Source organism: Sphingobacterium sp. GW821-FHT03E03 (genome assembly GCF_059420745.1).
On the sequence record NZ_JBWKUH010000003.1, the window covers coordinates 285,193 to 311,781 of the forward strand.

General features: G+C 39.5%; 16 protein-coding genes. 9 read left to right on the forward strand and 7 right to left on the reverse strand.

All coding sequences use genetic code 11. The features are described 5' to 3' along the window. Positions 1–12: 12 nt before the first annotated feature. From AC07UV_RS06265 to AC07UV_RS06295, 7 genes are all read right to left on the reverse strand, one after another. Positions 13–1,119: an efflux RND transporter periplasmic adaptor subunit gene (locus tag AC07UV_RS06265; protein WP_282250949.1), complete on the reverse strand. Its 1,107-nt coding sequence runs from the start codon at positions 1,117–1,119 to the stop codon at positions 13–15. Between the two features lie 146 nt (positions 1,120–1,265). Then, positions 1,266–1,628 (reverse strand): hypothetical protein, encoded by a 363-nt coding sequence (locus AC07UV_RS06270; RefSeq protein ID WP_259186610.1) that lies wholly within the window; start codon positions 1,626–1,628, stop codon positions 1,266–1,268. Between the two features lie 174 nt (positions 1,629–1,802). Continuing rightward, entirely contained in the window at positions 1,803–4,091 is a 2,289-nt protein-coding gene (locus AC07UV_RS06275; RefSeq protein ID WP_495183055.1) for a GH92 family glycosyl hydrolase, read from the reverse strand. A gap of 254 nt (positions 4,092–4,345) precedes the next feature. Next, positions 4,346–6,640: a GH92 family glycosyl hydrolase gene (locus AC07UV_RS06280; RefSeq protein WP_495183056.1), complete on the reverse strand. Its 2,295-nt coding sequence runs from the start codon at positions 6,638–6,640 to the stop codon at positions 4,346–4,348. A gap of 10 nt (positions 6,641–6,650) precedes the next feature. Continuing rightward, the gene (locus AC07UV_RS06285) at positions 6,651–7,370 is read right to left on the reverse strand and encodes a basic secretory protein-like protein (RefSeq protein WP_495183057.1); all 720 of its coding nucleotides are present in this window, start codon (positions 7,368–7,370) and stop codon (positions 6,651–6,653) included. Positions 7,371–7,391: 21 nt separating this feature from the next. Further along, the gene (locus tag AC07UV_RS06290; RefSeq protein WP_495183058.1) at positions 7,392–9,743 is read right to left on the reverse strand and encodes a GH92 family glycosyl hydrolase; all 2,352 of its coding nucleotides are present in this window, start codon (positions 9,741–9,743) and stop codon (positions 7,392–7,394) included. 171 nt (positions 9,744–9,914) lie between these two features. Further along, a complete protein-coding gene (locus tag AC07UV_RS06295; RefSeq protein ID WP_495183059.1) occupies positions 9,915–10,901 on the reverse strand; it encodes a LacI family DNA-binding transcriptional regulator in 987 nt (328 codons plus the stop codon). A gap of 444 nt (positions 10,902–11,345) precedes the next feature. Between AC07UV_RS06295 and AC07UV_RS06300 the strand changes: the two genes are divergently transcribed. The 9 genes from AC07UV_RS06300 (at position 11,346) to AC07UV_RS06340 (ending at position 26,588) form a co-directional block, all read left to right on the forward strand. Continuing rightward, complete coding sequence (locus tag AC07UV_RS06300) at positions 11,346–11,918, forward strand: RNA polymerase sigma factor (RefSeq protein WP_495183060.1); 573 nt, start codon at positions 11,346–11,348, stop codon at positions 11,916–11,918. A 224-nt stretch (positions 11,919–12,142) separates the two neighbouring features. Continuing rightward, on the forward strand, positions 12,143–13,279 hold the full coding sequence (locus tag AC07UV_RS06305) for a FecR family protein (protein ID WP_495183061.1): 1,137 nt from the start codon (positions 12,143–12,145) through the stop codon (positions 13,277–13,279). A gap of 164 nt (positions 13,280–13,443) precedes the next feature. Next, complete coding sequence (locus tag AC07UV_RS06310; RefSeq protein ID WP_495183062.1) at positions 13,444–17,043, forward strand: TonB-dependent receptor; 3,600 nt, start codon at positions 13,444–13,446, stop codon at positions 17,041–17,043. 5 nt (positions 17,044–17,048) lie between these two features. Beyond that, complete coding sequence (locus tag AC07UV_RS06315) at positions 17,049–18,971, forward strand: RagB/SusD family nutrient uptake outer membrane protein (RefSeq protein WP_495183063.1); 1,923 nt, start codon at positions 17,049–17,051, stop codon at positions 18,969–18,971. A gap of 18 nt (positions 18,972–18,989) precedes the next feature. After that, positions 18,990–20,300 carry a DUF5000 domain-containing lipoprotein gene (locus AC07UV_RS06320; protein ID WP_495183064.1) on the forward strand — a complete coding sequence of 437 codons (1,311 nt, stop codon included), beginning with the start codon at positions 18,990–18,992 and terminating at the stop codon, positions 20,298–20,300. A gap of 6 nt (positions 20,301–20,306) precedes the next feature. Then, a complete protein-coding gene (locus AC07UV_RS06325) occupies positions 20,307–21,032 on the forward strand; it encodes a DUF4998 domain-containing protein (RefSeq protein ID WP_495183065.1) in 726 nt (241 codons plus the stop codon). Between the two features lie 159 nt (positions 21,033–21,191). Continuing rightward, complete coding sequence (locus AC07UV_RS06330; protein WP_495183066.1) at positions 21,192–21,749, forward strand: RNA polymerase sigma factor; 558 nt, start codon at positions 21,192–21,194, stop codon at positions 21,747–21,749. Positions 21,750–21,974: 225 nt separating this feature from the next. Next, positions 21,975–23,093 (forward strand): FecR family protein, encoded by a 1,119-nt coding sequence (locus tag AC07UV_RS06335; RefSeq protein WP_495183067.1) that lies wholly within the window; start codon positions 21,975–21,977, stop codon positions 23,091–23,093. A 33-nt stretch (positions 23,094–23,126) separates the two neighbouring features. Then, positions 23,127–26,588, forward strand: a complete 3,462-nt coding sequence (locus tag AC07UV_RS06340) for a SusC/RagA family TonB-linked outer membrane protein (RefSeq protein ID WP_495183068.1) — start codon at positions 23,127–23,129, stop codon at positions 26,586–26,588. Position 26,589: the final 1 nt, after the last annotated feature.

Here is a 26,589-nt window from a genome sequence, read left to right on the forward strand (position 1 = left end):
ATTTATCCTCCGCTACAGCCTCCTCAATTTTGGATTAATTTTCATTCCATTACGCAAATTTTGCACACCTTCATAAACCACTTTAACATTTGGATCGAGCCCACCTTCAACAATGTAATAATGGCCTACACGAGGCCCCGCAATAAAAGGTGTCATCTTGACTGTACTATCAGCCTGCATGGTATAAACATAAGTTTTGTCCTGTATCTCAAATACTGATTTCTGATGTACAAATGCATGTTCTCCAGTTTCCATCGGGACAGCAATCTTACCAGTAGCACCGTGTTTCAGGATATGTTCCTTATTTGGAAATTGTACACGAAGTGCGATAGACCCCGTATTTGCCTCAAATTCACTTTCGACAATATGTGCTACCCCTTCATGTGGGTATAAGACCCCATTCGCCAAAATTAATTTCACCGTTTTACGGGTTTCCTTCCCATTCATTTTATCTTGCATCATCGTCAGGTATTCCCGTTCTGAAATATCAAAATAAACATTGACCTGGCTTAGATCAGAAATCGTGGTGATGAGGCTTCCCTCTGTCAGTAGCGAACCTTCCTTCAATAAGATCCGATCTATCCGACCATCAAATGGTGCCTGGATCACCGTATAATCCAATCTCGTTTGGGCTTGATTAACTAAAGCACGGGCTTCTTCAATTTTAGAATTAGCGGCCTTCAACTGAATTTTTAATAGATTATATTCCGAAGGACTCACAATATTTTTATCCACCAACTTTTGGGTTCTTTCCATCTCAAGCTTGATTTTTTGAGCTTCAGCAATGGAATTATCATATTGCGCTTTTGCTTTGGCAACCTCCGAGCGATACTCTTCGTTATTATATCGGAATAAAATCTGGCCTTTCTTTACCCAAGCACCCTCGTCCACATAGATTTTATCTAGAAATCCATTTAATTTGGATCGAATCTCAACATTTTTCAAGGCCTGAATATCTGCAATATACTCCTGATAGACAGTCGTATCCATTACAACAAGCGGTGTAATTGGTATATTCTTAATTTCTTCTTTTTGCTCGGCATTAGCATTGGAAGAGCTGCAAGAAGCCAGCATCCCTACCGTACCCAATAATAGGCACAGTGCAAATAATTTCTTCATAAAAACGATAAAAAATAAAATGTAAAACTAGATGGGAGCTACAATAATATTGTGTAGGAAAACACCAGAGCTACTGCCCCTGGACACCAGAAAAATAAAAAACACTATTATTTTATAGACTCCAATAGAAAAGTATAGGAGAATCCTTAGAAAGGCCGGAATCTATATAAAAATTGATAATATCCTGGTCGACAAATAGTTTTTGACCGATAAAATGGATGTATTTTATCCTTAGAAAAGCATAATGCAGTAAATACAATCCCAAAAACAAATATGAAAATGGATAGTACCTGACTATTGACAGAAAATATACGATAGTCGTCCTGCAGTAGGACTTTCTCTTCTTGTGAAGAATGAATAGGTTCTAGATCCAATACATCATCCAAAAAATACTCCACCATCGTTTCTCCCGCATGCAGCACTTGCCCCGTCGTCGATGAGAATGACTCATACGTCAAGAGATTGAGATACGCAAAGAGTGTTAAAAGATGAAATAATTTACCTAACATATCGAATTTTCGAACCACAAAGGTATGACTTTAAATAGCCAAGATTATTTTATTCGTGTAAAAAAACCATGACAGCAAATAGATTGGTCATCATGGTTTTTTTGTCTCACTTTTTTAAGTGAATTGTACCTGTGATTTTTTTATACTATTTTATTTATTTCCTGATCTTTCGTACTAAAACTTTTCGTTACTGAAAGAATATGGAGCATCGTCTTTCTTAGTTCCTCTATTTTTATTCGGTTCTGTACTCATTTTAAATTCCAGATCTGCTCCTTTTAGGAGATCCGAATAGCGGATATAGTTTTTCTCATAAGCTTTTCCATTCCAGGAGAGCTGGTTCACATAAACCTGATCGCCCCGCTCTTGCTTCGCATGAATATGGACCTTTTTCCCATTTTCGAGTTTTAAGGTCACGCTATCAAACTGAGGTGAACCAATAACATATTCTCCAGATCCGGGTGAAACAGGATAAAATCCCAATGATGAAAAAACATACCAAGCAGAAGTCTGTCCATTATCCTCATCACCACAGTAGCCATCTGGTGTCGGAAGGTACAGTTTATCCATGATCTTACGGACCCAATATTGTGCCTTCCATGGTTCTGCGGCATAGTTATAGAGGTAAGGCATATGTTGGATCGGTTGATTACCATGCGCATATTGCCCCATATTCATGACCTGCATTTCACGCATCTCGTGGATCATGCTACGACTTTTCATACCTTCATAACTCGGGATAACAAAAACTGTATCCAACATGGAAACGAAAGATTTATTTCCGCCCATCAAGTCTATTAGTCCCTGTGGATCATGGAATACACAAAAACTCCAATGCCATGCATTACCCTCAGTATATTCACGAGACCAAGCACTTGGATCAAAATTTGCAACAAAAGAACCATCAGCTTTTTTACCACGCATCAACTTTGTCGTTGGGTCAAAAAGATTTTTGTAATTCATCGCCCGTTGTGCATAAATAGCTGTTTCAGATTTTGGTTTACCTAAGGTCTTTCCAAATTCATAAATACACCAATCGTTATAAGCATATTCCAAGGAGCGGGCTACGTTCTGGTCAACCTTTACATCTGCTGGAATATAGCCTAGTTTATTATAGTACTCATGGCCAAAACGCCCAGTAGAAGAATGTTTTGGATACGCATTGTGTGCGCCATGTTTCAGGGCCTCCCAAAGAATTTCTTTATCATAACCTGTTCGATTAGTCACCAAAGCATCCGCTACTACCGATGCAGAATTATTACCGATCATAGACGCACGATGCCCCGGTGATGCCCATTCTGGCAAGTATCCACTTTCCTTGTAGGCATTCACTAAGCCCTCCTGCATACGATCATTCATAGATGGATAGAGCAAGTTCAAAAGCGGAAATAAACTTCTGAATGTGTCCCAAAAGCCTGTATCTGTGAACATTTCACCAGGTAGAATCTGGCCGTTATAAGGGCTATAATGAATTCGTCTTCCTGAACCATCAATCTCGGAGAAATCTCGTGGAAATAATGTTGAACGATAGAGACAGGAATAAAACGTACGCAAACGATCCACGTTTTTATCCTCCACCCGAACACGCCCCAATACCTCATTCCATTGTTGTTTGCCTTCATCTGCGACCTGCTCAAATGTTTTAGAGTTCACTTCATTGAGATTAAGCTCCGCCTGTTCAAAACTAATAAAGGAAGAAGCAACCTTTGCCATCACTTTCTCTCCTCTTTGTAAAGAAGGGAAGCCAATGATCGCTCCAGCATGATCATCCTGAATTTCCAATTCATTATCCTTGATTTTGCCATTCCTTACACCAGCTTTATACGAAAAAGGCCGATCAAAAGTTATGACAAAATAATTCTTAAAATTATCTGGAACACCACCACTATTTTTGGTCGAATAACCTATAATTTTATTTTCTTGGGGAATAACCTTGATATACGATCCCTTATCAAAGGCATCAATAATCACATAAGCCTGTTCTGTTTTGGGAAAAGTAAATTGAAATACCGCAGCCCTTTGGGAAGGTGTAAGCTCAGTAGTGACATCATGATCTGCCAGGTAAACACTATAATAATAGGGTTTCACAACCTCGGCTTTATGCGAGAACCAACTCGCCCGTTTTTCCTGATCAAACTGTGGTTTACCCGTCATCGGCATCAACGAGAATTGTCCATAATCATTATTCCAGGGACTAGGTTGATGCGTTTGCTTAAATCCCTTGATCTTATCCGCAGTATAAGTATATACCCAACCATCGCCCATATTACCCGTCTGCGGTGTCCAGAAGTTCATTCCCCAAGGACGCGCGATGGCAGGATAGGTATTCCCATTAGACAGCTCGTATTTAGATTCTGTACCAATCAAAGGGTTTACATAGTCTACCGGAGAAGATTGTTGCGCTAAACTTACATGAGACGCAAAAAGAAAAAGGACACCGCCTGTTATTTTTTTAATGTTAAACATAATTCTTGTTTTGGTTGAAGCCGTCCTAAAATTCATCAAAAAGCTAAAACGTATTAGTAAATATAATATAAGAAATTTAAATATAGAGGATAACAAGCCTATTTTCACAAGATGGTTACAAAAAATCCCCTATTCAAGTGGTTGCCTGAATAGGGGATTGTATCTTTTAAAACATGACCAAATGAGATTTTACCCGTTCTATCTGATATCGTTTGGCTTCTGTTTGAATTTTATCATTCGTATAGTCAAATATTTTATTTACTCGGTTTACTACTCATGTTATAGATCAGTTCACCACCATTCGTTAGGCTACTATACGATAGTTTCAAATTATCCAAGAGTTTACCATTCAAAGTCACCGATTTAACATATACATTCTTCTCCGATTGGTTACGCACAGTAATCGCAATACTCTTTCCGTTTTCTAGATTGATCTTTGCAGATTTCACCAATGGGCTTCCAATCCAATAGGTATCTTCACCCGGTGCTACAGGATAAAATCCAAGCGCTGTAAACAGATACCAGGCGGACATCTGTCCACAGTCATCATTTCCACCCAACCCAGCATGTCCATTATGATATTGATTTCGAATAATCTGACGTAAACGTGCCTGCGCTTTCCAAGGGCTCTGGGTCATGTTATACAAATAGGCAACATGATGCGATGGTTCGTTTCCATGTACATAATTCCCAATAATTCCATCCCGGGTGATATCCTCGGTATGCTCAAAATATTTATCGGGTAGTTCCATAGTAAATAAAGAATCCAAATAGGTCTCCAGTTTCTTTTGACCACCCATAAGCTCCATCATCTCGCGGGGTTGATGTGGGACATACAAGCTATAATTCCAGGAATTCCCTTCGATAAAGCCTTGTCCATGGGTATCTAATACATCAAATTTTTCCTTAAACTTCCCTTGAGAATTCTTTGGTCGCATAAAGCCAATCGCTGGATCATATAGCGATTTCCAACTCTCAGCACGTTTCGAAAATTCACGATAGATATCTTCTTTACCCAGCTTCTTTGCCAATTGAGCAATACACCAATCATCGTAAGCATATTCCAGTGTATTGGAAACCGAAGTACCAGACACATCATCCGGAACATACCCTTTATCTATATAGGCTCCTATTCCCTCATAATTACGTGTATTTGCAGTTTGTACACAAGCTCGTAATGCTGCTTCGGGATCACCTTTATACACGCCTTTCAATATGGCATCAACAATGACTGATACGGAGTGATAACCACTCATACACCAATTGTCGTTGGCATAATGTGACCAAATCGGCAACATTTTCAATACGCTCTGATCGTAATGCGCCATCATCGACGCTACGATATCTGCATTGCGCGAAGGGTTAATCAGATTCAGAAGCGGATGGAATGCCCTAAACGTATCCCAAAGTGAAAACGAGGTATAATTCGTAAAACCCTTCGCCTGATTAATCTCCTGATCCAATCCTTTATATTCACCATTTTGATCCATATAAATGGTTGGCATCAGACTGGCATGATACATGGCAGTATAGAAATTGACTAGATCCTCCTTGTTCAACATATCCACTTCAATTTTCTGAAGTTCCTTTTCCCATGCCGTTTGTCCTGCATGCACATACCCATCAAAATTCCAGTTCGGAGCTTCAACTTCCATGTTGTTGAGCGCATTCTTCATACTTACTGGGCTCAGCGCAACTTTCATCAGAATAGATTCGTTGGCTTTCGTGTCGAAATCCAAATGTAGCTTGATGTTGTGAGCGGCTAGATCGGGGAAATTATGCTGTTGATCAAACTTACGCCAAAAACCGTTATACACTGATTTCCCATCTTCATATTTAGCGCCATAGTTTTTGAAAGGTTTGGACGTTTTTATCGCAAAATACACGGTACGTGTCCGGGACCATCCATTCGTCTGGCGATACCCTACCAAGGTCGAGTCATTCAATACCTTGACAACTGTCCAAACATTTTTACCATCATAATTATAAATTCCAGCAGTTAAATCCACCACAAGATGTGAAGCATCTGATTTCGGAAAGGTATAACGATGGATCCCTACGCGTGTTGTTGTTGTTAATTCTGCTTTAATCTGATGTTTATCAAGCAAAACACTGTAGTAGTTGGGCTCGGCACGTTCATTTGCATGCGAATAAGGAGATCTATACCCCTCCTGAGATTTATCTGCAGTTCCTGGATTGAGCTGCACCTTCCCCTGGGTTGGCATGACTAATATATCTCCAAGATCAGAGTGGCCAGTACCACTAAAGTGTGTATGGCTAAAGCCAACAATCGTTGGGTCACCATATTGGTAGCCAGCACAGTATTTATACACATCACCATTGTACTGTCCATTTACAGCATAGGATAAAGTATCCGTATCTGGACTTAGCTGCACCGCACCGAAAGGGACGGTCGCCCCAGGGAAAGTATGTCCCATTCGAGCGGTTCCGATCAGTGGTTTAACATACTGAATCAATTTGGTTTCCTGCGCTCTTAATAAATAAGGGGCACATAGCAAACCGAAACAAACTAAACTTCTTATGTTCATTGCTTAAGGATTAGATCTTTGGATTTTGACTATAAGCACTCCACAACTCGTCAATCGTCTTTCCGGTCTGCGCTTTCCAGAAATCATCTGTATACGTTTTACTCCGCATTGCTCCATCCAATTTTTTAACAAAATCCTTTTTCACATTTTTGTTAATCCAGTAGAGGAATCGTGCCGTAGTACGGTAAGAATCCGTATACTTTTGTTTCTCTGTATACTCAGGTAACTTCCAATTTGCTCCAGCATTATCTAATCCGTTGTCAAAACGAACAAAATCTGCGATCCCTTCGGTTACCCACCAAGGTCCGGCCCCATCAGGATAAGCCTGAACAATGTGCATCACTTCATGGGTAACAACATCGATATCACCTGGATTTTTGGCAAACCACTCCGGGCTATATCGTACAATACCTCCGGCTGTTGCGGCCACGCCCTTATAATCTGGATCAATAACAAAAGACACTTTTTTGATAGTCTTGCTATTATATTTTTTTGCCAGTTTGGGATAATTAGTAAAATAAGCCGCCACCAATCTCTTCTTTAGTGTAGGACTAAAATCCTTGTCTTTATTGATCCAGATTAAGGTATATCCACCTTTGGTGATACTGTCGACATCTACAGCTACCTTTCGGTCATTCTCTGTATGCTGCCAATTATCCTGTGCGGAAAGCGAGCAAGAATACATTAAAGCGACAACAGCAAGCGTTCTTTTCAAATATTTAAAGTTCATAATTAGGTTATTGTTATTTTCTTATTTCTTCTTTTTTGTTTTTTTTGAACTCAGCCCATCCTTCAATTCACTTGTCATCGAATATGGAGCTGCACTCAAGGTTGTCCCCCTATTATAGTTTGGTTTAGCTGTCATATCAAAATTAAGATTCCCACCTTCATGGAGTGCCTTATGACTTAACCAGTTTTTACCATAATTTGTTCCATTCAACTGCAGCGCATTGACATAAACATTTTCATTCGAATTCTTAGGTGCATTTATTGTCAATGTCTTACCATTTTCGAAAGTTAATGTAGCTTTTTTAAATAACGGAGCCCCAAGCACATATTCGTCTGTCGCTGGACAAACCGGATAGAAACCTAAAGCAGAAAATACATACCAGGCCGATGTTTGACCATTATCTTCGTCGCCACAATAACCGTCAGGAGTTGGCTTATACATTCTGTCCATAACCTGACGCACCCAATATTGCGTTTTCCATGGTTGGCCTGCATAATTATACAGATATGGCATATGCTGAATCGGCTGGTTACCATGCGCATATTGCCCCATATTAGCAACCTGCATCTCCCGAATTTCATGGATAATACCACCATAGTAGCTATCATCATAATTTGGAGCCTGAACAAATACAGAATCCAGCATATTGACAAAAGTTTTCTCTCCCCCCATTAAATCGATCAGTCCCTGCACATCATGGAAGACACTCCAGGAGTAATGCCAACTATTACCTTCAGTGAATGCATCCCCCCATTTCAATGGATTGAAAGGAGCTTGGAATTTGCCATCTTTATTTTTACCACGCATTAGATTGGTGGAAGGGTCAAATAAGTTCTTATAATTTTGAGCACGTTTAGCATAGAGATCAATCTCAGTCTTAGGACGGTTCAATGCTTTTGCCAATTGGTATATTGTAAAGTCATCATAAGCATATTCTAATGTCCGGGCAGCATTTTCATTGATTTTAACATCATAGGGAACATAGCCTAAGCTATTGTAATATTCAACACCTTTTCGTCCAACAGCGGTCATTGGCCCCTCATTATTTGCACCATGTTGCAAGGCCTCATATAGTTTGTTGATATCATAACCACGCAAGCCCTTCATATAGGCATCTGAAACTACCGAAGCAGAGTTGTTACCAACCATGATATCCGCATATCCAGGGCTACTCCATTCAGGCAGAAACCCACCCTCCAGATAAGCATTAAGCAATCCCTCCTGCATTTCTTTATTGATAGAAGGATACATAAAGTTTAAGAAAGGATACAAGGCTCTAAAGGTATCCCAGAAACCTGTACCACCAAACAAATACCCTGGTAGCGTTTTACCATTATATGGGCTGTAATGGACCGCCTTTCCTTGTGCATCGATTTCATATAGTTTATTCGGGAAAAATAATGTACGGTACATTGTAGAATAAAATGTGCGCAATTGATCAATATCATCACCTTCAACCTTAATTTTACCTAAGGTCGTATTCCATATCTGGCGTCCATCTTCTTTAACTTGGTCGAATGACTTATTGCCGAGCTCATTTAAGTTTAACAAAGCTTGATCAGCACTGATAAAAGAGGACGCAACCTTTACCTGAACAGGTTTTGATTTATCCTTAACTTTGAAACCAACAATGGCGCCTGTATGATCACCTTTGATTTTCAGCTGGCCATCTTTCTTTTCTTTTCCCTCCCAGGTAGCAACACTAGCAAAAGGTTGATCGAAAACAAGGACAAAATAGTTCTTGAAATTTTCAGGCAATGGGCCGCGTGCATATTTCGACGAGTAGCCAATGATCATATTTTTTTCGGGGATGATCTGAACTTCCGACCCTTTTTCATAAGCGTCCAAAACGATATAAGCATCATCCGTCTTATTGAAAGAGATCCGAAACATCGCCGCGCGTTCAGTCGGTGTCATCTCCGCTGTCACATCGTGATCAGCTAAATACACAGAATAATAATATGGTTTTACAACTTCAGCTTTATGTGAAAACCAGCTTGCACGCTCATCCTGATCAAACACTGGTTTTCCGGTAACAGGCATAATAGAGAAAACACCATAGTCATTCATCCAGGGAGAAGGCTGATGTGTTTGTTTCAGTCCACGGATCTTATCAGCTGTATATTGATACTGCCATCCATCGCCATTTTTTCCGGTCTGTGGAGTCCACATATTCATCCCCCATGGTCTTGCTATGGAAGGATAAGTATTCCCGTTGGATAGCTCAAATTTGGATTCTGTACCCATTAAAGGATTCACCAGATCGACAGCTTCCATTTGCTGTCCTCTAAACTTCTGAGCCAAAACCGGTTTTGCGCAAAACAAACCCAAGGACAGTAATGACCCTAGAAAAACACTTAATGATTTCTTCATTATTTAGGATATATATAAATATTTCTACTAAAACGTATTAGTAAAGATATAAAAAAGAATATTAAATCAAAAAAACTCGGAGCTTTCGCATATTAGGTCTTATGATTTTTACAATAAGGCTTTATTTTCTTTAAGACAAATTTCGGATTTACCCCGCTTCAGGTATTGATACTATCTTTTGATCAAATTTGTCGAAATCACATATTCCTTCGGACTGGTAATCCCACGATCTATTTCCCTCAACAATACCTTCACACAGGTTTTTGCCAATGGCTCCAATGGTTGTTGGATGCAGGAGATCTTAGGATTTAATATATCGAACAATTCATGATCGTCAAAAGAAAACAACGGAAAACTAAATTGTTCCCCTCCTTCAGTCCGAAGCGATTTCAAACCGAGGATGCAGAGGTAATTGGTCGTAAAAAATAAACCATCTAAATCCGCATTTTTAGATACCCAGCTCTGCACAGCAGCTATACCCTTTTGTCGTAAACGACGATATGGTAATTGCAGTATCCTCGCTTGCATACCTGTTTCCTCACAAAACTCTAGATAAGCATCTTTACGGGCGAGCATCTGGGGCTGATCCGAATCGATTGTAATCAATCCAAAATTTTTACATCCAATAGACTGCAAATATGAACAGGCCTTCCGGCTGCTGACTCCGTTGTCAATATGAACATAATGTGCCGCTATATCAGGTGAATTTCGATCGAAAACAACTAAGGGCACTTTATATTCCAAGATTTTTCGTTGATGTTTCTCCAAGTTTACCGTAGGTGCTAGAATTATGCCCTCTACCTTCTTTTCAAGCATGAAATCAATGATATCTCGTGCATTTTGAGGATCTCCCAAAGTACTACTGTATAATACATGGTAATTTTTCTTGCGCAGCAGCTCCTCTACATACAGCGCAAAAGGGCCAAAAAAGGAATCTCCAATATTTTCGACAATCAACCCAATTGTATTCGAACGCCCCGTAGCCAAGCTCTTCGCTAAAGAATTGGGCTTATAGCCTACTTTTGCTACATAATCCAGCACGCGCTTCTCAAGGTCCTTACTGATACGCGCCTGTTCGGCTTTATGATTGATCACCAATGAAACAGTAGATTTGGAGACATTCAGTTCCTGTGCAATTTCTTTAATAGATTTGGCCATAAGAGCATTTCATAAAATTAAGTGAAATTAGAAAATAAAATGAAAAGTAACTTCCTATCAAGATCAATGAATTCTTAAACAATCGTATGCATAAAATTATCTGAACATGTTTATGATTACTGTATGCTAAAACAACCAGCGAAATCATAGTGGAAAAGCCGCCCATTCTATTTTTATTAAGTCTCTCCCTTCTTTGCATAATGATGCCTAAGGTCAGTTTAAGTATCTTCAACTTTATACTTAACCATACTTAAAGTATACCGAAAAAGTACTTTAAGTATGGTTGAAAAATATATAAACAATACTTTATATCATAAGAAAGCATAAAAAATTTTACCATCGCAATCGATTGATAATAAAAAAAGTAATTAAAAAACTCGACTTTTCAGTAGCTTGTAATCAAGCTACTATTTTTTTCTTAAATTTACCAGCATTGAACTCCTTATGAAAAACACCAAATCATACCATTACGAAGAACTTTTACCTCGCATTCAGGAAGGGGATCAAAAGGCTTTTGCTATGTTATATGATTTATTTTCAGGTGACTTAATTGCCTTTATTGCCAAAAAGATATCTAGCCCAGAAATCGCAGAAGATATATTACATGATCTCTTTATTTCAGTCTGGAAAAATCGTAACCGGATTGATCAGATTGAATCTTTACCAGCTTACCTATTCTCTTCATGCCGATACCTTATACTTGCACAATATCGCAAAGAGATGAAGATGAATATTTCACAGGATCTCGAAGAGCTAGAATTTGAAGACGAAACAATTGGCATTGAAGACCGGCTATATTATCGATACATTATCGACATTGTTGCCAAAGAAGTAGATAATCTCCCTGAAAAATGTAAGCTCGTGTTCAAATTAAGTAGGGAATATTATTTGACCAACAAAGAAATTGCCCATAAGCTAGCTATCAGCGAATCAACGGTGGAGAAACACATTAATAAGGCCATTAGACAACTACGCGCCGCGACAAACCATCTCTTCCATTTTATACTTTTTTTCTAAAACAAGAAGTATATCAATAAACATCACAGGCTTCAAAATAAACTCCCCCTTCAAAAAAAATCGACAACAAGCTAAAAATCAACCCTATAAATATAGCACAATAAAAAAGTAGTGCCCAATAACGAGATGAAAATTAATTTTTCTATTTTTTTTCATTTTTGACTAGAAGGTACCTTCATTTTCTATCACCTATATAATAACTGACCATTCCAATGGAACCTGTTATGAACGAACTAAATGAAGTATACAAGTTGATATCCAACTTCTTGAACAGGAAGGAAACTGTTCATGGAAGGAAAGAATTATTTGATTGGTTTGATCAACAATCAAGGAATGATATTTCTGAAGCCGATTTTGGCAACATTCAAGACAATGCACGGAAGAGCATTATCAAGCATATACAAAGTCGAAAAAAGAAAATTATCCTACATCCTGCTATCCGATATACCGGAATAACGGCAACGCTATTAATAATTGGATTTTCAATTTTAAAATTTTGGCCCGAACCTGAACGATTGGCAACAGTTGAACAACTTGCGTCAACCACAGCAGGTAAAGAAAAAGCAATTATTATCCTAGGGAATGGAAAACAAATTGATCTAGAGCAACTCCCACTTAATCAAAGTATCCAAACTGGTGATGTGATCATTAAAAAAGATGGTAATGGACAAATTAGTTATCATGATGCCAAAAGCGGACAAATAAGCGTACAAAAAAACAGTATGTACACACCGAAAGGTGCAACGTATGATCTGACATTATCAGATGGTACTTTAGTCACGCTGAATGCGGATTCGAAGATATCCTATCCGACTTCATTTGATCAAGGCGACAGGGAGGTCGAACTACAAGGGGAGGCTTATTTTCATGTGCGCAAAACCTCTAATCAAAGTAAATTTATCGTCAAGACACAAGGACAAAAAATAGAAGTACTTGGCACTCAGTTCAATGTTAATGCCTATCTAGGCCTCGGGCAGACCAAGACAACATTAGCTGAAGGCGCAGTACTTGTGACCCTAGAAGACCCCAGCAAACATGCTGTTCGCCTCAAGCTAAATGAACAAGCCATACTACAACAAGGGAAATTGAATTCACATCTTGTGAATATTGAAGAGGTATTGAGCTGGAAAAATGGCCAGTTTTATTTCAATGGAAGTAATACTGATGAGGTCATGCAACAAATCGCGAGATGGTATAATATCGATATTAGTTATAAACGGGATGAAAATAAGGAACAGTATACCGGAAAAATACCACGCAATCTGAGCCTAAACAAGTTGATTGAGTTGCTCAATTATGCTGATCTAAACACGAAAGCTTTGGTTGAAAAGAACAATCGAATCAAATTAATCATTACTTAACCAAAATTGCCAAGAATTATGAAAAATGAACAATTACCCCCTTAAATAGCATTGTTAATATCAATAAAAAACGGATTCTGTTGGAGCAGAACCCGTTGATACAATTGATATTAAAGCATCGTCTAACGTCTAAATTATTAATACATTAACATCAAACGAATTTAATGAAATTTTTACTAACTCCGTTCATTAAGAAGGAGAAGGTTTTTCATGAAGGTTCATTGGATACAGAACCTGTGTCCCTTAATGGCCCTAAAAGTGATAAACAAAGACCTTTTTTTGTGCAACCATTATCCCGATCTCTCATGAGGATCAACCTAATTACTTTATTGATCGGCTTAGGACTATCCCAAGTGGATGCCCATACCTACGCACAGCAGATTACGCTCAAAAGGCAACATGCTAGTCTTCAAGTGATTTTAAAAGACCTTGAAAAACAAAGTGGATATACGTTTTTCTACAAAAAGAACGAAATATCCGCCAACAGAGACATTTCCATCGATGTAAAAAACATCCCCTTTACACAGGCTTTAAACATCATATTGGGAAATTCAAACTTTACATACGATTTTTTTGACAAGACCGTTGTTATCAAGAAAAATAATATCCCTGCTAAAGTCGATCCGAATAAAACAGCGAATAGACTGATTATAGACAAAAGCTTAAACATACAACAAGAAATTCAAATTACGGGTTCAGTTAGTGACAGCTTGGGGCGCAAACTCACCGGTGTAAGCATCAATGTAAAGGGAAAATCAGGTTTAGGTACAGCAACGGATATTAATGGAGCATTTATATTAAAAGTCCCGAGCAACGGTATACTTCTCTTTACAATGGTAGGTTATGATGCTCAAGAAATAGCTATCACTGGAAAATCCAAATTTGATGTTATTTTACGAGAAGCTTCTTCAAGCTCCATTGATGAAGTTGTTGTTACAGCTTTCGGACAACGCTCCAAGAAAAGTGATCTCATCGGCTCAGTTTCTTCATTAAGTCCAAAAGAACTTCGTGCTCCAGTAAGCAACCTTACAGCTGCCCTGCAGGGTAAAGTTGCCGGTGTAGTCTCATTCCAACGCAGCGGCGAACCAGGGGGAGATAATGCTGACTTCTTTATTCGAGGAGTCGGAACCTTTGGCACCAACAACAGGCCATTGATTCTCGTTGACAATATGGAAGTTACTGCTGATGATTTAGCGCGTATTCCTGTTGATGACATTGAAAATTTTTCCATCTTGCGCGATGCCACAGCCTCCGCAGTGTACGGTTCCCGTGGCGCAAACGGCGTTGTACTTGTTACGACAAAAGTCGGTCGTGATGGCCCTGCAACCATCAATTTTAGAGCTGAACAACGGATTTCCGCCCCTACCCAAACATTAAAGTTTGCGGACCCTGTGACCTGGATGAAGATGTACAACGAAGCAGTAACGACACGTGACCCTCTTGGTGTTGAGCCTTATAGCCAATTTAAGATCGAGCGTACTGCGGCAGGTGACGACCCAATGACCTACCCTGCAGTAGATTGGTTAAATGCGCTAACGAAACAAACGACAACAACGCAAAACTACAATTTAAGTGTCTCGGGTGGAGGTCTGATCGCGAATTATAATGTCAGTGGAAATTTCACCAATGACAATGGACTTCTAAAGATGGATGCGTTGAATAACTTTAATAACAATGTGAATTTCAAAGTAATGAACCTGCGCAGTAACATTGGTATCAATATAACGAAATCAACGTTTGCCATGGTAAGAACGGTAGCCAATCTTCAAAATTATAGTGGCCCACCAACCAATGGTGCTGAAGCATACAACCTAGCACTGCGTGCCAACCCCGTCTTATTTCTCCCTGTATATCAAGCTGGCCCAAGCCAGTCCTACATCCAGCATCCACTTTTCGGAAATGCGGATAAGGGACAATATGCAAATCCCTACGCACAGATCATGCGTGGATATTCGGAAAGAAAACGAAGCGACATTCAGGTTCAATTAGAGCTAAAACAGGATTTTTCGGAGCTACTGTTAGAAGGATTAAAGTATAGAGGTCTCTTTAACATTGGGCGAAATTCCTATTTCTCCCAATCCCGGCAATACAGCCCCTTTTATTACGAGCCGATCGGAACTGACCCCACAAATAATTCATTATTATATCGAGAGATTAATCCAGAAACTGGAACAGAATATCTTGATTTTGTGCCTGGAGAGAGGACACAATCAGCTGTGTTTTATATGGAAAATCAACTTTCCTTTCAACGAACATTTAATGAAAAGCACAATGTATTCGGTATGCTGATCAATACGATTCGGGACAATGTCAAAACGCCTGTTGATAATAACATCTCATTGATAAATACGCTTCCTAATCGGAACGTCTCCTTCTCCGGTAGCTTTACCTATGGTTATGATGATCGCTATCATGCGCAGTTTGCTTTTGGTTATAATGGATCGGAGAAGTTCTCCAACAAATTTCGTTGGGGATTTTTTCCATCTTTCGGTCTAGCCTGGAATGTTTCCAAAGAGCAATTCTTTGAACCGATTCGGAATGTTGTCAATAATTTGAAATTCCGCTTTACCAGAGGTACACTTGGAAACGACCAAATTTTGGACACCAGATTCTTCTATCTTTCTGATGTCAACCTCAATAGCGCTGAATACGGTTATTCTTTTGGTTTACCCGCTGAATCAGGAAGAAGAACGGTAAATGGTATTGTTGTCAATCGGTATGCGAACCCTGATATCCGATGGGAAGTGTCCACGCAGACCAATTTAGGTATCGATTTAAGCTTGTTTAATGGAGCGCTAGCATTTACCGGAGATTTCTATCAACAATATCGGGATAACATCGTCCAAGCACGATCATTATCTTCAATCAATGGACTTACCGCTTCTGTTTTCGCCAATGTTGGTGAATATAAAAGCAAGGGTTTTGATGGTGAACTGGTTTACAACAAATCCGTAAATAGCGATTTATGGTTTCAGGGCAGAGGAACATTTACTTTCGCAACAGGAGAATATGCATTCTATGAAGAACCCGCTTATAAAAATGAGTACCGTCAACGTAAAGGAACTTCTGTCGCGAACCAATTTGGATATATAGCTGAACGATTGTTCATCGACGACAATGAAGTTTACAACAGCCCAGCGCAGGAATTTGGTTCAACAGTTCGTGGTGGAGACATCAAATACCTAGATGTCAACCGTGATGGGCTGGTCAATGATGATGATCGCATGCCAATCGGTTATCCTACAACGCCAGAGATCAATTATGGTTTTGGACTTAGTACGGGTTATAAAGGTTTAGATTGTTCCTTTTTCTTTAGTGGAGTAGGTAGAACATCACTATTCATTAACCCTACGACCAATAATACCAGCAGCCCCGTCAGTAAAGGGATAGCTCCTTTTGGTTCAGAGACATCTCCAAATGCAGTTTTTCAAGAATGGGCAAATAACTATTGGTCCGAAGATAATAAGAATATTTATGCAGCATGGCCTCGTCTTAGTGTCATGCCTATGGCCAATAACACCGTTCAAAGCACATTCTGGATGCGTAACGGCAGTTTACTTCGACTCAAACAAGTCGAGCTTGGTTATACATTCAACAAAAAACTAACACAACGATACAAAGTCAAGAATCTACGTATTTATGCGAGCGCGACAAATTTATTACGGTTTAGCTCCTTCAAATTATGGGATCCTGAAATGGGGGGCAATGCCTTAAATTATCCCTTACAAAGGGTATTTAACATTGGTATCAATGCTAATTTATAGGAATTATGAAAATAAGATTTAAGAAAAATATAATTGGACTGGGATTATTATTGGGACTTTCGACTTCCTGTAACAAATTTCTGGATGTTGTACCAGATAATGCCCCTGTACTGGATCAGGCCTTTGCAATGCGTACGATGGCCGAACGCTATCTGGTCACTTGTTATAGTCAGTTACCGCCTAGTTTTTCGATGACAAATAATCCCGGCTGGCTTTCCGGAGACGAGTTCTGGTTGAATTCAGAGTCTACATACTCTGGATATTTTAACTGGAGGATTGCCTTGGGAAATCAAAATGGTGATAATCCTTTGCTAAATGCTTGGGACGGAAATAATGGAGCGACCAATCTTTGGGTCGGTATTACCAATTGTAATACATTTCTCGATAACATCATGTCGGTACCAGATATGACCGACGAAGAAAAACAAATGTGGGTTTCAGAAGTAAAATTCCTAAAAGCCTATTACCATTTCCTTTTGCTAAAACAATATGGACCAGTACCAATTCGGGATAAAAATATCCCTATATATGACAGCCCTGGCTCCTCCCAGCTCGCTCGAAATAGTGTGGATGAATGCTTCAGTTACATTGTAACTAAAATTGATGAGGCAATGCCCAATTTAATGGATGATGTTACAGCAGTAAATAGTGAGACCGGGCGCATTACCAAAATCGTTGCTAAGGCGATGAAGGCAGAAATATTAATGTACGCAGCCAGCCCTTTGTTCAATGGAAATTCCGGTGTTGAAGCTTCAATAAAGAATACAGATGGAAAAGAACTCTTCAACCACAGCTATTCGGCTGAAAAATGGCAATTGGCAGCCAATGCCTGTAAAGATGCTATTGTTTTCGCGACAGAACATGGAAAAAAATTACATACTTGGACAGCCACAGGCGGGTTTACACCACAAGCAAGCACCCAGTTTCAAATGAATATCCGGGAGGCCTATAATGAAAACACCGATAACCCAGAAGTATTATGGCTCGACACAAAATCTACTGCTAACGGTACGATACAAGGTTATTTCATGCTACCCAGATACACAGCCAATGCCGGATCAGGCACCTTGTTGGGGTTTATGTCTGCAACATTGAATATCGTTGAAAAGTTTTACTCCAAAAATGGTGTACCTATCAATGAAGATATCACTTATCCCTATACATCCAGATTCGATTTGACTACTGTGCCGAATACAGATGCATATAAATATGATCTTGTGGCAGGAAAACAAACTGCACGCATGAACCTGAACAGGGAGAACAGGTTTTATGGCACACTAATGTTCGATGCAGGTCGTGTATTTATGTTACAGGCAGGCTCAGACGCCAACGCTTATAATATCGATCTTAAGTATTCTGGTTCGTCAGGAAAAGTCGATCCTACACGATTCAATTGGACGGGATATGCTTCAAAAAAACACTACAACTATAGAAGTACAGTGGGCGCAAGCAATGCATACACCGCTAGATTATATGGACATCCTATCATGCGTTTGGCCAATCTTTTTCTATATTATGCAGAAGCACTAAATGAGATTAACGGTCCCTCAGCAGAAGCTTATTCATACATTGACGCAGTAAGGGCACGCAGCGGGCTAAAAGGTGTCGTGGAATCTTGGCAAAACTACTCCTCTTCGCCCAACAAACCTACAACAAAAGAAGGTTTCCGGGATATTATTAAATATGAGCGCACAAGTGAGTTTGCTCTCGAAGGCATCCGTTTCTGGGATCTCCGTCGTTGGAAAGATGCCGTAAAAGAACTTAACAATCCTATTTTGGGATGGGACATCAATCAATCTTCAGAAGGTTCATATTATCGAACAACGCTATTATACACTCGTTCCTTTATGGACCGCGATTACTTTTGGCCATTGAGTTTAAATGAAAGACGACGGAACCCAAACCTTGTCCAAAGCGCGGGGTGGTAATTTAATCTAGAAATATCAATGATGAAAAATATATTAAACAAAACGGGACAATTATTGCTGACAATCCTATTCGTCACGCCGATCCTGTGGACAAGCTGCAAGGAAGATATCGGCATTACGGCTGCGAGAAAGGGAGAAAAACCAGGCGAACTAAAAAACCTGACTTACGAAGAAGCTCCCGGGGGAGCCAAAATCAAATACGATCTACCTACTTCCGCTGATCTGCGTTATGTAAAAGCAACATATATATTAGAAAACGGCAAGGAGATGATCACCAAGGCAAGTATCTATGATAACACCGTGTTGGTACAGGGCTATGCCGGCATCGGTGAGCATGAAGTAAAGTTAGTTGCGATTTCTGTCGGAGACGTAGAGTCTGATCCCGTCAGTATTAAGATCAAGACTGGAAAACCAAATTACATCATTCTGGCAGAATCATTTAAATCAGATGATTTCTTTTACAGCACATTTGGCGGGGTGAACCTAAAATTCGAAAACAAGGACGCATCCAATATTATACTACGTGTATTCAAATATGGGACCAATCCAAATACCAACATTACGGGTTGGAATGTGCTGAACGAAACGTACACCAAATCAAAGGAAGGAATCGTTCGCGTCCGTGGGGAGCAACCTATTGCGACGACCTATGGTATTGTCGTACGCGATCAATGGGGCAATGTATCTGATACAATCCAACGGATATTAACCCCTCAAGAGGAGTATGAGATCAATAATCTTTTGATTTATAATGGCATCACCGCGTATAGCGATATGAATAGAAATGGTGATTATATCAGCAATTACAATGCCCAAGGGGGAAGCGCAGAAATGCAGATATCACTATTTGATGGTGTCGAAAGCTCCCCTTATTATACCACCAACAAACAATGGTGGGGTAAAGCAGCGCCGATACCTTTTCAGTTTACATTAGACGCACGCAAAAAGGCACAGATAAGTCGCGTGAAACTTTGGGGAAGAAATGACAACAATGGCTTATTGTTTCAGGCGACCCATCCGAAAGAATTTGAACTCTATGGCAGCAATTCACCGGCACAGGATGGATCCTGGGAATCCTGGACAATGCTTGGAACATTTGAAGGAGTGCGTCCCTCCGGCTTAGCTTTTGGAACGAATGCAAATGCCGAAGACCAGGATTATGCGCGTAAAGGCGAAGATTTCGAAGTGAATTGGGAAAATCCTGGAGGGTTTAAATATTTCCGCATAAAAGTGAATTGTACCTGGAATGGGGTTCGTGAACAGCCCTTAGGGAATGCACTTACTGTTGCAATATCCGAATTGAAATTATATGGTAAATATGTAGACTGATAAATTATGAGAAAAATATTAAATTATATGCTAATTGCCATCGGTATTATCTATTTGGCCCACAGTTGTAAGCCATCAGATTACTATTATGGTGAGTATTTAAAAAATGGTGAAATTTATTATCCGGGAAGAGTAGACTCCTTATTGATTATCCCCGGCAACCAACGGGCAATCTTAGGATTTAGAGCAACGACAGATCCAAAAGTTGATCGCGTTAAGATCTATCTAAGAAGCAGTCTTTCGCCTGTTGCAGAAATAAAAAGTTATCCAATAGAAGCCAACGAACATGGAAAAATTAAGCTGATTGCTTTAGAAGGGCTTTCTGAAGCAACTTATACGGCCAGCGTACATTCATTCACAAGTCAAGGAGATAGCTCAAGAGCAGTAACGACAAGTCAGTTTATTTATGGGCAAAGCTATATCCGAACCTTGGTAAATCGTTCCTTTCTAAAGTTTGACAAAACAAATGCGAATGAACATTTTCTTGTATTGGCCAGGGAAAGTAATCTGCCCCGACAAGGTACGTTTTACCCTATGCAATTTACAGAGGTAACCTACCTCAATAATACTGGCGATTCAACAACCGTTCGTATTACACCCTACGAAGATTTTGCAAGTTTAAAGAATATCGTCACTCCAAGTACGGTCAAATATAGAACCGTCTATAAGCCTATCCTGGCTTCAATAGATTATTTCTATACAGCATTTACAGAGCAGAATTATAGTAAATAATAGGAATTCATCAAAAAATCAACATATGGAATCTAACGAAAATAATAGACTGATCATGCGCTATTATTTTTGTTAGTCCATATTTCTCCCCACTCAACCTAACGTATTTTTCCCTATCTTTTTTTTAAATACCTTTGTAGCACAAGGGGTAACTAAAAAATGGACAATACAATTGCATCATGGCTAATACGCATTGCTGAAGGCGACCGGACTGCATTTGATGCATTATACAACCATTTTTGGAAACAGATCTATCAATATGTATACCTGAAAACTAAAAATACAGAGGCAACAGAGGATATTTTACATGACCTGTTTTTGAGTATTTGGAAAAACCGTAGCCGCTTACAGGAAATCGACAATATCGAATCTTATCTCAAGACTGGAGCCCGATATTTAACGTACTCCTACTTCAACAAAAATAGCACACAATTACTGGTTGAAATTGATAAAGTAGACCTCATAATCGACGATGCCCCTATCGAAGACCGCTTACATTATCGCTATTTGCTCGATCTTATCCAGGAAGAAATACAAAACCTTCCAGATCGTTGCCGAATTATTTTCAATGAAAGCCGGGTCAATCACAAATCTATCAATCAGATTGCTCTTGAATATGGCTTATCCAAAAGCACTGTCGAAAATCAAATCAACAAAGCGCTCAAACGCTTGCGACTGATTACCAAAGACTTTCAAATTTTCCTTTCTTTTTTTTAATCTTTTTTCATTTCTGCGTAGGTGCTCCGGTCTCAATTGATGACTATATGTATACGAGGCTAACCAAATAGAACGATGAAACCATCATGATGTATTTATGCCACACAAAGGAATAAATAAATCTGATCGTTTCATCACAGCTGAAGCAGCCGAAGGCAGCATGAACCGAGTGAAACGAGTTCATTTATACCGATAAGACTAGACTCTTGTAACTAATTTAAATAGATGAAAGTACCTAACGCATTACGTAAACTAATCAAAAACTATCTATTAGGCTTTGAGAACAAGGAGGAATACAGCCGACTGAAAAAGTGGTTTGAGGATACCGAGTTTCAAGAGATGCCATCAGATGAGGAAATTCAAATGAGCCAACTTCGTGTTCAACAACGGCTCAATCCTATTCTATTTAATGAACCTATTTCTTTCAAGAAAAAGTATCGCTACGCCATTCGTATTGCAGCCTCAATTACGATTGCACTCAGTTGTGTTGGGGGTTATTACTATTATCAACATGCGATCTTTGACAAAATAGCCCCCGAACAGTTGGCCAATATAAAACCTGTTCAGGAGAATGTACAACTTACTTTTGAAAATGGAAAAGTTGTTATACTGAATAAGCAGGGACAGTCTACACAGGCAATTGAAGGTGTCCAAGAAATTAAAAATGGAGAACTTGTTTATAATGACGATGCGGATCATATTGTCCAAAACACCCTCTCGACTCCCAGAGGACAGCTCTTTAAAATTGTGCTGCCTGATGGAACCAAAGTATGGATGAATGCGAATAGTTCCTTAAGCTACCCCTCGAAGTTTATTGGAGCGGAACGCTCGGTAGAACTCCATGGTGAAGCCTATTTTGAAGTAACCAAAAACCCAAATCAACCCTTCATTGTAAAGACTGCCGAGCAGCAAATCAAGGTCTTGGGCACGCATTTCAACGTCAATGCTTACGATAATGAACCTATCACAAAAACAACACTTGTTGAAGGAAAAGTAGAAGTGCAACATCAACAGCAAAAGATGCTCTTAACACCTAATCAACAAGCGGTGACAAAAGGAGCCATACTCAATAAGAAAAATGTAGATGCGCTAGAATATGTTACATGGCGAGATGGATATTTTACTTTCCATAATGCCTCCCCGAATGAAATCATGCAACAGTTGGCTAGGTGGTACGATCTCAACGTCCACCTTGACTACTCAGAAAAAAACGAGCGATTTAGTGGAAAAATCAATAAACACATGAATTTGCAGGAAATCCTAACCGTCCTTCAAGCAGCTGATCTGAATTTCGATATCGTTCAAAATAAAAATCAACAAAAAACAATCCTACTGAAAAACTAAATTATTAATACTGAACTATAAATCATTAACCTAATGCAAAACAACAGGAAGGCAAAACCTCCGGTTCCATGGGAGAACCATGCAAAAAGTACAGCCCTTTCCGATCCAAAACCTTGGACCGAATCTCCTACAGCAGGCTGTATAGACAACACGCTAGACCGTGTATTTAACAGAAAAAACAAACTGCGATTCCATCTGGTTTCTGCTCTTTTGACAATCAGTCTGATGCAGTTATACGGCACAACCAATGCACAACGCATTACAATCAATTCGAGTGGGTCTTCCATCAAACAAATGTTTCAACAATTGGAGAAACAATCGGGGTACAGCTTCTTCTACAAGGATGTTGTCCTGGACAAGATCAAGAACAGGGGTATCAAACTTGAAAACGGAACATTACAACAGGCTTTGGATGCCATTCTCAAACCGAATGGATTGGAGTATGAGATTGTCAAAAAGACCGTAGTCATCAAAACTGCTCAAATAGACCATTTTAGCTTGATTGTAAATCAAGTGCAACAACAATTCATTACGGGCAAGGTCTTAGACGAAGAGGGTAAACCACTCGCTGGTGCAACTCTTCGATTGAAAAGTGATAGCAGAAAAGCTGTCCAAACCCAAGTTAATGGCATATTTAATCTTCCTTCATCATCCGAGGGTGAAACTGTTATTGTTTCTGTTCTTGGTTTTGAAAAGCAGGAATTTGTAGCGAACAAATCAAATTCTAACATTGTTATTAAACTTAAAAAGTTAGAACAGAAGGTTGATGAGGTGGTTGTGACCGGAATGATGACACGCAAAAAGGAAAGCTTTTCTGGAGCAACAGCATCATTTACGGGCCAAGAACTTAAAATGGTCAATAACCAAAATGTAGTTGCTGGCTTAAGAGCACTTGATCCTTCTTTTATTCAGATTGAAAACAATGCACTGGGGTCAAATCCCAATATGCTACCCACAATCGAACTACGTGGGCAAACCAGTATTTCGACATCTGCTCTTCGTGATGAATTTTCAATAGATCCCAACCAACCGTTATTCATCTTAGATGGTTTTGAGACAAATTTAAGGACAATAATGGATCTTGACATGAATATCATTCAAAATGTCACGATTCTAAAGGATGCTGCTTCCACTGCGATTTATGGATCGAGAGCTTCCAACGGTGTTATTGTTGTCGAAACGATCAAACCCAAAGCGGGAAAGATTATGCTCTCTTATACGACGGATATGCAGGCTCAAATTCCCGACCTTTCCAGTTATAACATGATGAATGCTCCTGAAAAACTAGAATTTGAACGTTTGTCAGGACGCTATACCGCCAAAAGTAATTTAATTGAACAACAGATCCTTCTCGACAGTATCTATAATGCCCGACTTCAGGAAGTATTGAGCGGAGTTGATACCTATTGGTTGAAGATCCCTGTTCAGACAGGTTTTTCCCATCGACATTCTTTAAGTGCACGTGGTGGAGAAGGTGCGCTCGTATTTGATGCTGGTGTCAATTACAAAAATACAAAGGGCTCCATGAAGGGCTCAGGTCGTGACGATTGGTCCACAAACTTGAATCTCAATTACCGCGCTGGTAAATTAAATATTGCCAATCGGGCCTTTGTTACAGGATATACAGGGAACGAATCACCCTATGGTGGTTTCGCCACATGGGCAAATACAAATCCATATTACAGACCCCTATCTGCCGCTGAAAAATTCCTAACCTATAAAGAGGATGCCCGCACCTCCAATTATTCATGGAACGTATTTAACCCGATTTACGATGCCAATCTTTCAAGCTTTAATACGACAAAAAACTATGTCATCAACAATAACCTGATGATGACGTATGATTTCAATTCGGCACTTCGGTTAACAGCGAGCGGACAGATTAGTAAGGGGATGACAAATACAGATAATTTCCTTTCTCCATTACATTCTTCCTTTGAAGGTGTTGAAAACCGCAAAAAGGGGTCCTTGGCGCATAGAGAATCCTCCACCTTTGGATATACCGCAAACGCCATGTTAACGTACTCGAAGGTTTTACAAGATAAACATACCATTACAGCAAACCTTCGCGGAGAAATAAGCGAATCACAAAATCGGCTCAATGGATATAAGGCAGTAGGTTTTCCTGCAGCAAGTAACGGTAATCCGAGTTTTGCCTTTGGTTTTGAACAGGACTCTAAACCCGCTGCAAGCACGAGAATTTCACGTCGAACGTCAATACTCGGTTCCATCAATTATTCTTATGACCAACGTTTCAATTTTGACATAAACTATAATCTCGATGGTTCCACTAGTTTTGGTTCCAACAACTTATTTTCTCCCTATTACTCCTTTGGTACAAGCTGGAATATACACAATGAGCGATTTGCAAAAACAGCTAACTGGATTAACATGCTACGCTTGAGAGCAAACATCGGTATTACAGGTAATCAAAACTTTGGGAATGTAAGTCAGTCAATATTTGACTATAATTCAGATGTAAACCGATTTGGGCAAGGTATTGTCTTATCTGCACTGGGTGCTCCAGATTTGGAATGGCAACGAACCAGGCAGACGAGCGTGGGTATAGATGCGACATTATTTAATAATAAACTGAATTTTCAGATCAATGCCTACGACAAATTCACCGATCCACTGGTGGTCGCTGTCACCCTACCCTCTTCGACCGGATTATCAGCTTATCCATTTAATGCCGGAACGCTGGATTATAAAGGACTTGAAGCGACAATCAACTTTTCTCCTATTTATAGACCACAAAATCAGTTCATAGTGACGTTTGGATTAACAGGCTCCATGTTAAAAGCCAAGTATGCACATTTTGACAATAAATTGAGCGCACTGAATAACGAGATGAAACAGAGCAATGCCCTCATCCGATATCGAGACGGTTATAGTCCAAATACGCTATGGGCTGTTCAGTCTCAGGGAATAGACCCTTCTTCCGGTCGGGAAATATTCCTGACAAAAGCTGGCGAACAGACATTTAACTATAACGCCGATGATTTAGTTGCAGTTGGCAATGCCCAACCACTCGCCGAAGGTATATTGAGAGGCACACTTTCATACAAAGGATTTACCACCAATGTCTTGGTGCGTTACATCCTTCGTAAAGACAATTTCAATAAGGCACTGTATGATAAAGTCGAGAATATGTCCGAAGAAGAAATTGTAAAAAACAATCAAGATAAACGTGCATTATACGACCGTTGGCAGAATCCAGGAGACATCGCCCAATTCAGAGGAATAAGTATCACAGATATAACACCAATGTCTTCCAGATTTATACAACGTGAAAACTCATTCAGCGGCGAAAGTATCAGCTTTGGTTATGAGTTTAGAAACAAAACTTGGTTAGACCGTTTAAATCTCTCTACTGTAAGAATCAACAGTATATTGAATGATATCTTTTACAGCTCAACTGTACGAAGAGAACGCGGAATAGAATATCCTTTTTCTCGATCCGTTTCGTTTAGCCTCAACGCAACCTTTAAATAAG

What these genes read in the sequence shown, in the direction of transcription:
- AC07UV_RS06320 (WP_495183064.1), top strand. Translation starts at nt 18,990, where the DNA reads ATGATGAAAAATATATTAAACAAAACGGGACAATTATTGCTGACAATC.
- AC07UV_RS06290 (WP_495183058.1), bottom strand. Translation starts at nt 9,743, where the DNA reads ATGAAGAAATCATTAAGTGTTTTTCTAGGGTCATTACTGTCCTTGGGT.
- AC07UV_RS06335 (WP_495183067.1), top strand. Translation starts at nt 21,975, where the DNA reads ATGAAAGTACCTAACGCATTACGTAAACTAATCAAAAACTATCTATTA.
- AC07UV_RS06265 (WP_282250949.1), bottom strand. Translation starts at nt 1,119, where the DNA reads ATGAAGAAATTATTTGCACTGTGCCTATTATTGGGTACGGTAGGGATG.
- AC07UV_RS06330 (WP_495183066.1), top strand. Translation starts at nt 21,192, where the DNA reads ATGGACAATACAATTGCATCATGGCTAATACGCATTGCTGAAGGCGAC.
- AC07UV_RS06295 (WP_495183059.1), bottom strand. Translation starts at nt 10,901, where the DNA reads ATGGCCAAATCTATTAAAGAAATTGCACAGGAACTGAATGTCTCCAAA.
- AC07UV_RS06340 (WP_495183068.1), top strand. Translation starts at nt 23,127, where the DNA reads ATGCAAAACAACAGGAAGGCAAAACCTCCGGTTCCATGGGAGAACCAT.
- AC07UV_RS06315 (WP_495183063.1), top strand. Translation starts at nt 17,049, where the DNA reads ATGAAAATAAGATTTAAGAAAAATATAATTGGACTGGGATTATTATTG.
- AC07UV_RS06285 (WP_495183057.1), bottom strand. Translation starts at nt 7,370, where the DNA reads ATGAACTTTAAATATTTGAAAAGAACGCTTGCTGTTGTCGCTTTAATG.
- AC07UV_RS06305 (WP_495183061.1), top strand. Translation starts at nt 12,143, where the DNA reads ATGAACGAACTAAATGAAGTATACAAGTTGATATCCAACTTCTTGAAC.
- AC07UV_RS06275 (WP_495183055.1), bottom strand. Translation starts at nt 4,091, where the DNA reads ATGTTTAACATTAAAAAAATAACAGGCGGTGTCCTTTTTCTTTTTGCG.
- AC07UV_RS06270 (WP_259186610.1), bottom strand. Translation starts at nt 1,628, where the DNA reads ATGTTAGGTAAATTATTTCATCTTTTAACACTCTTTGCGTATCTCAAT.
- AC07UV_RS06325 (WP_495183065.1), top strand. Translation starts at nt 20,307, where the DNA reads ATGAGAAAAATATTAAATTATATGCTAATTGCCATCGGTATTATCTAT.
- AC07UV_RS06280 (WP_495183056.1), bottom strand. Translation starts at nt 6,640, where the DNA reads ATGAACATAAGAAGTTTAGTTTGTTTCGGTTTGCTATGTGCCCCTTAT.
- AC07UV_RS06300 (WP_495183060.1), top strand. Translation starts at nt 11,346, where the DNA reads ATGAAAAACACCAAATCATACCATTACGAAGAACTTTTACCTCGCATT.
- AC07UV_RS06310 (WP_495183062.1), top strand. Translation starts at nt 13,444, where the DNA reads ATGAAATTTTTACTAACTCCGTTCATTAAGAAGGAGAAGGTTTTTCAT.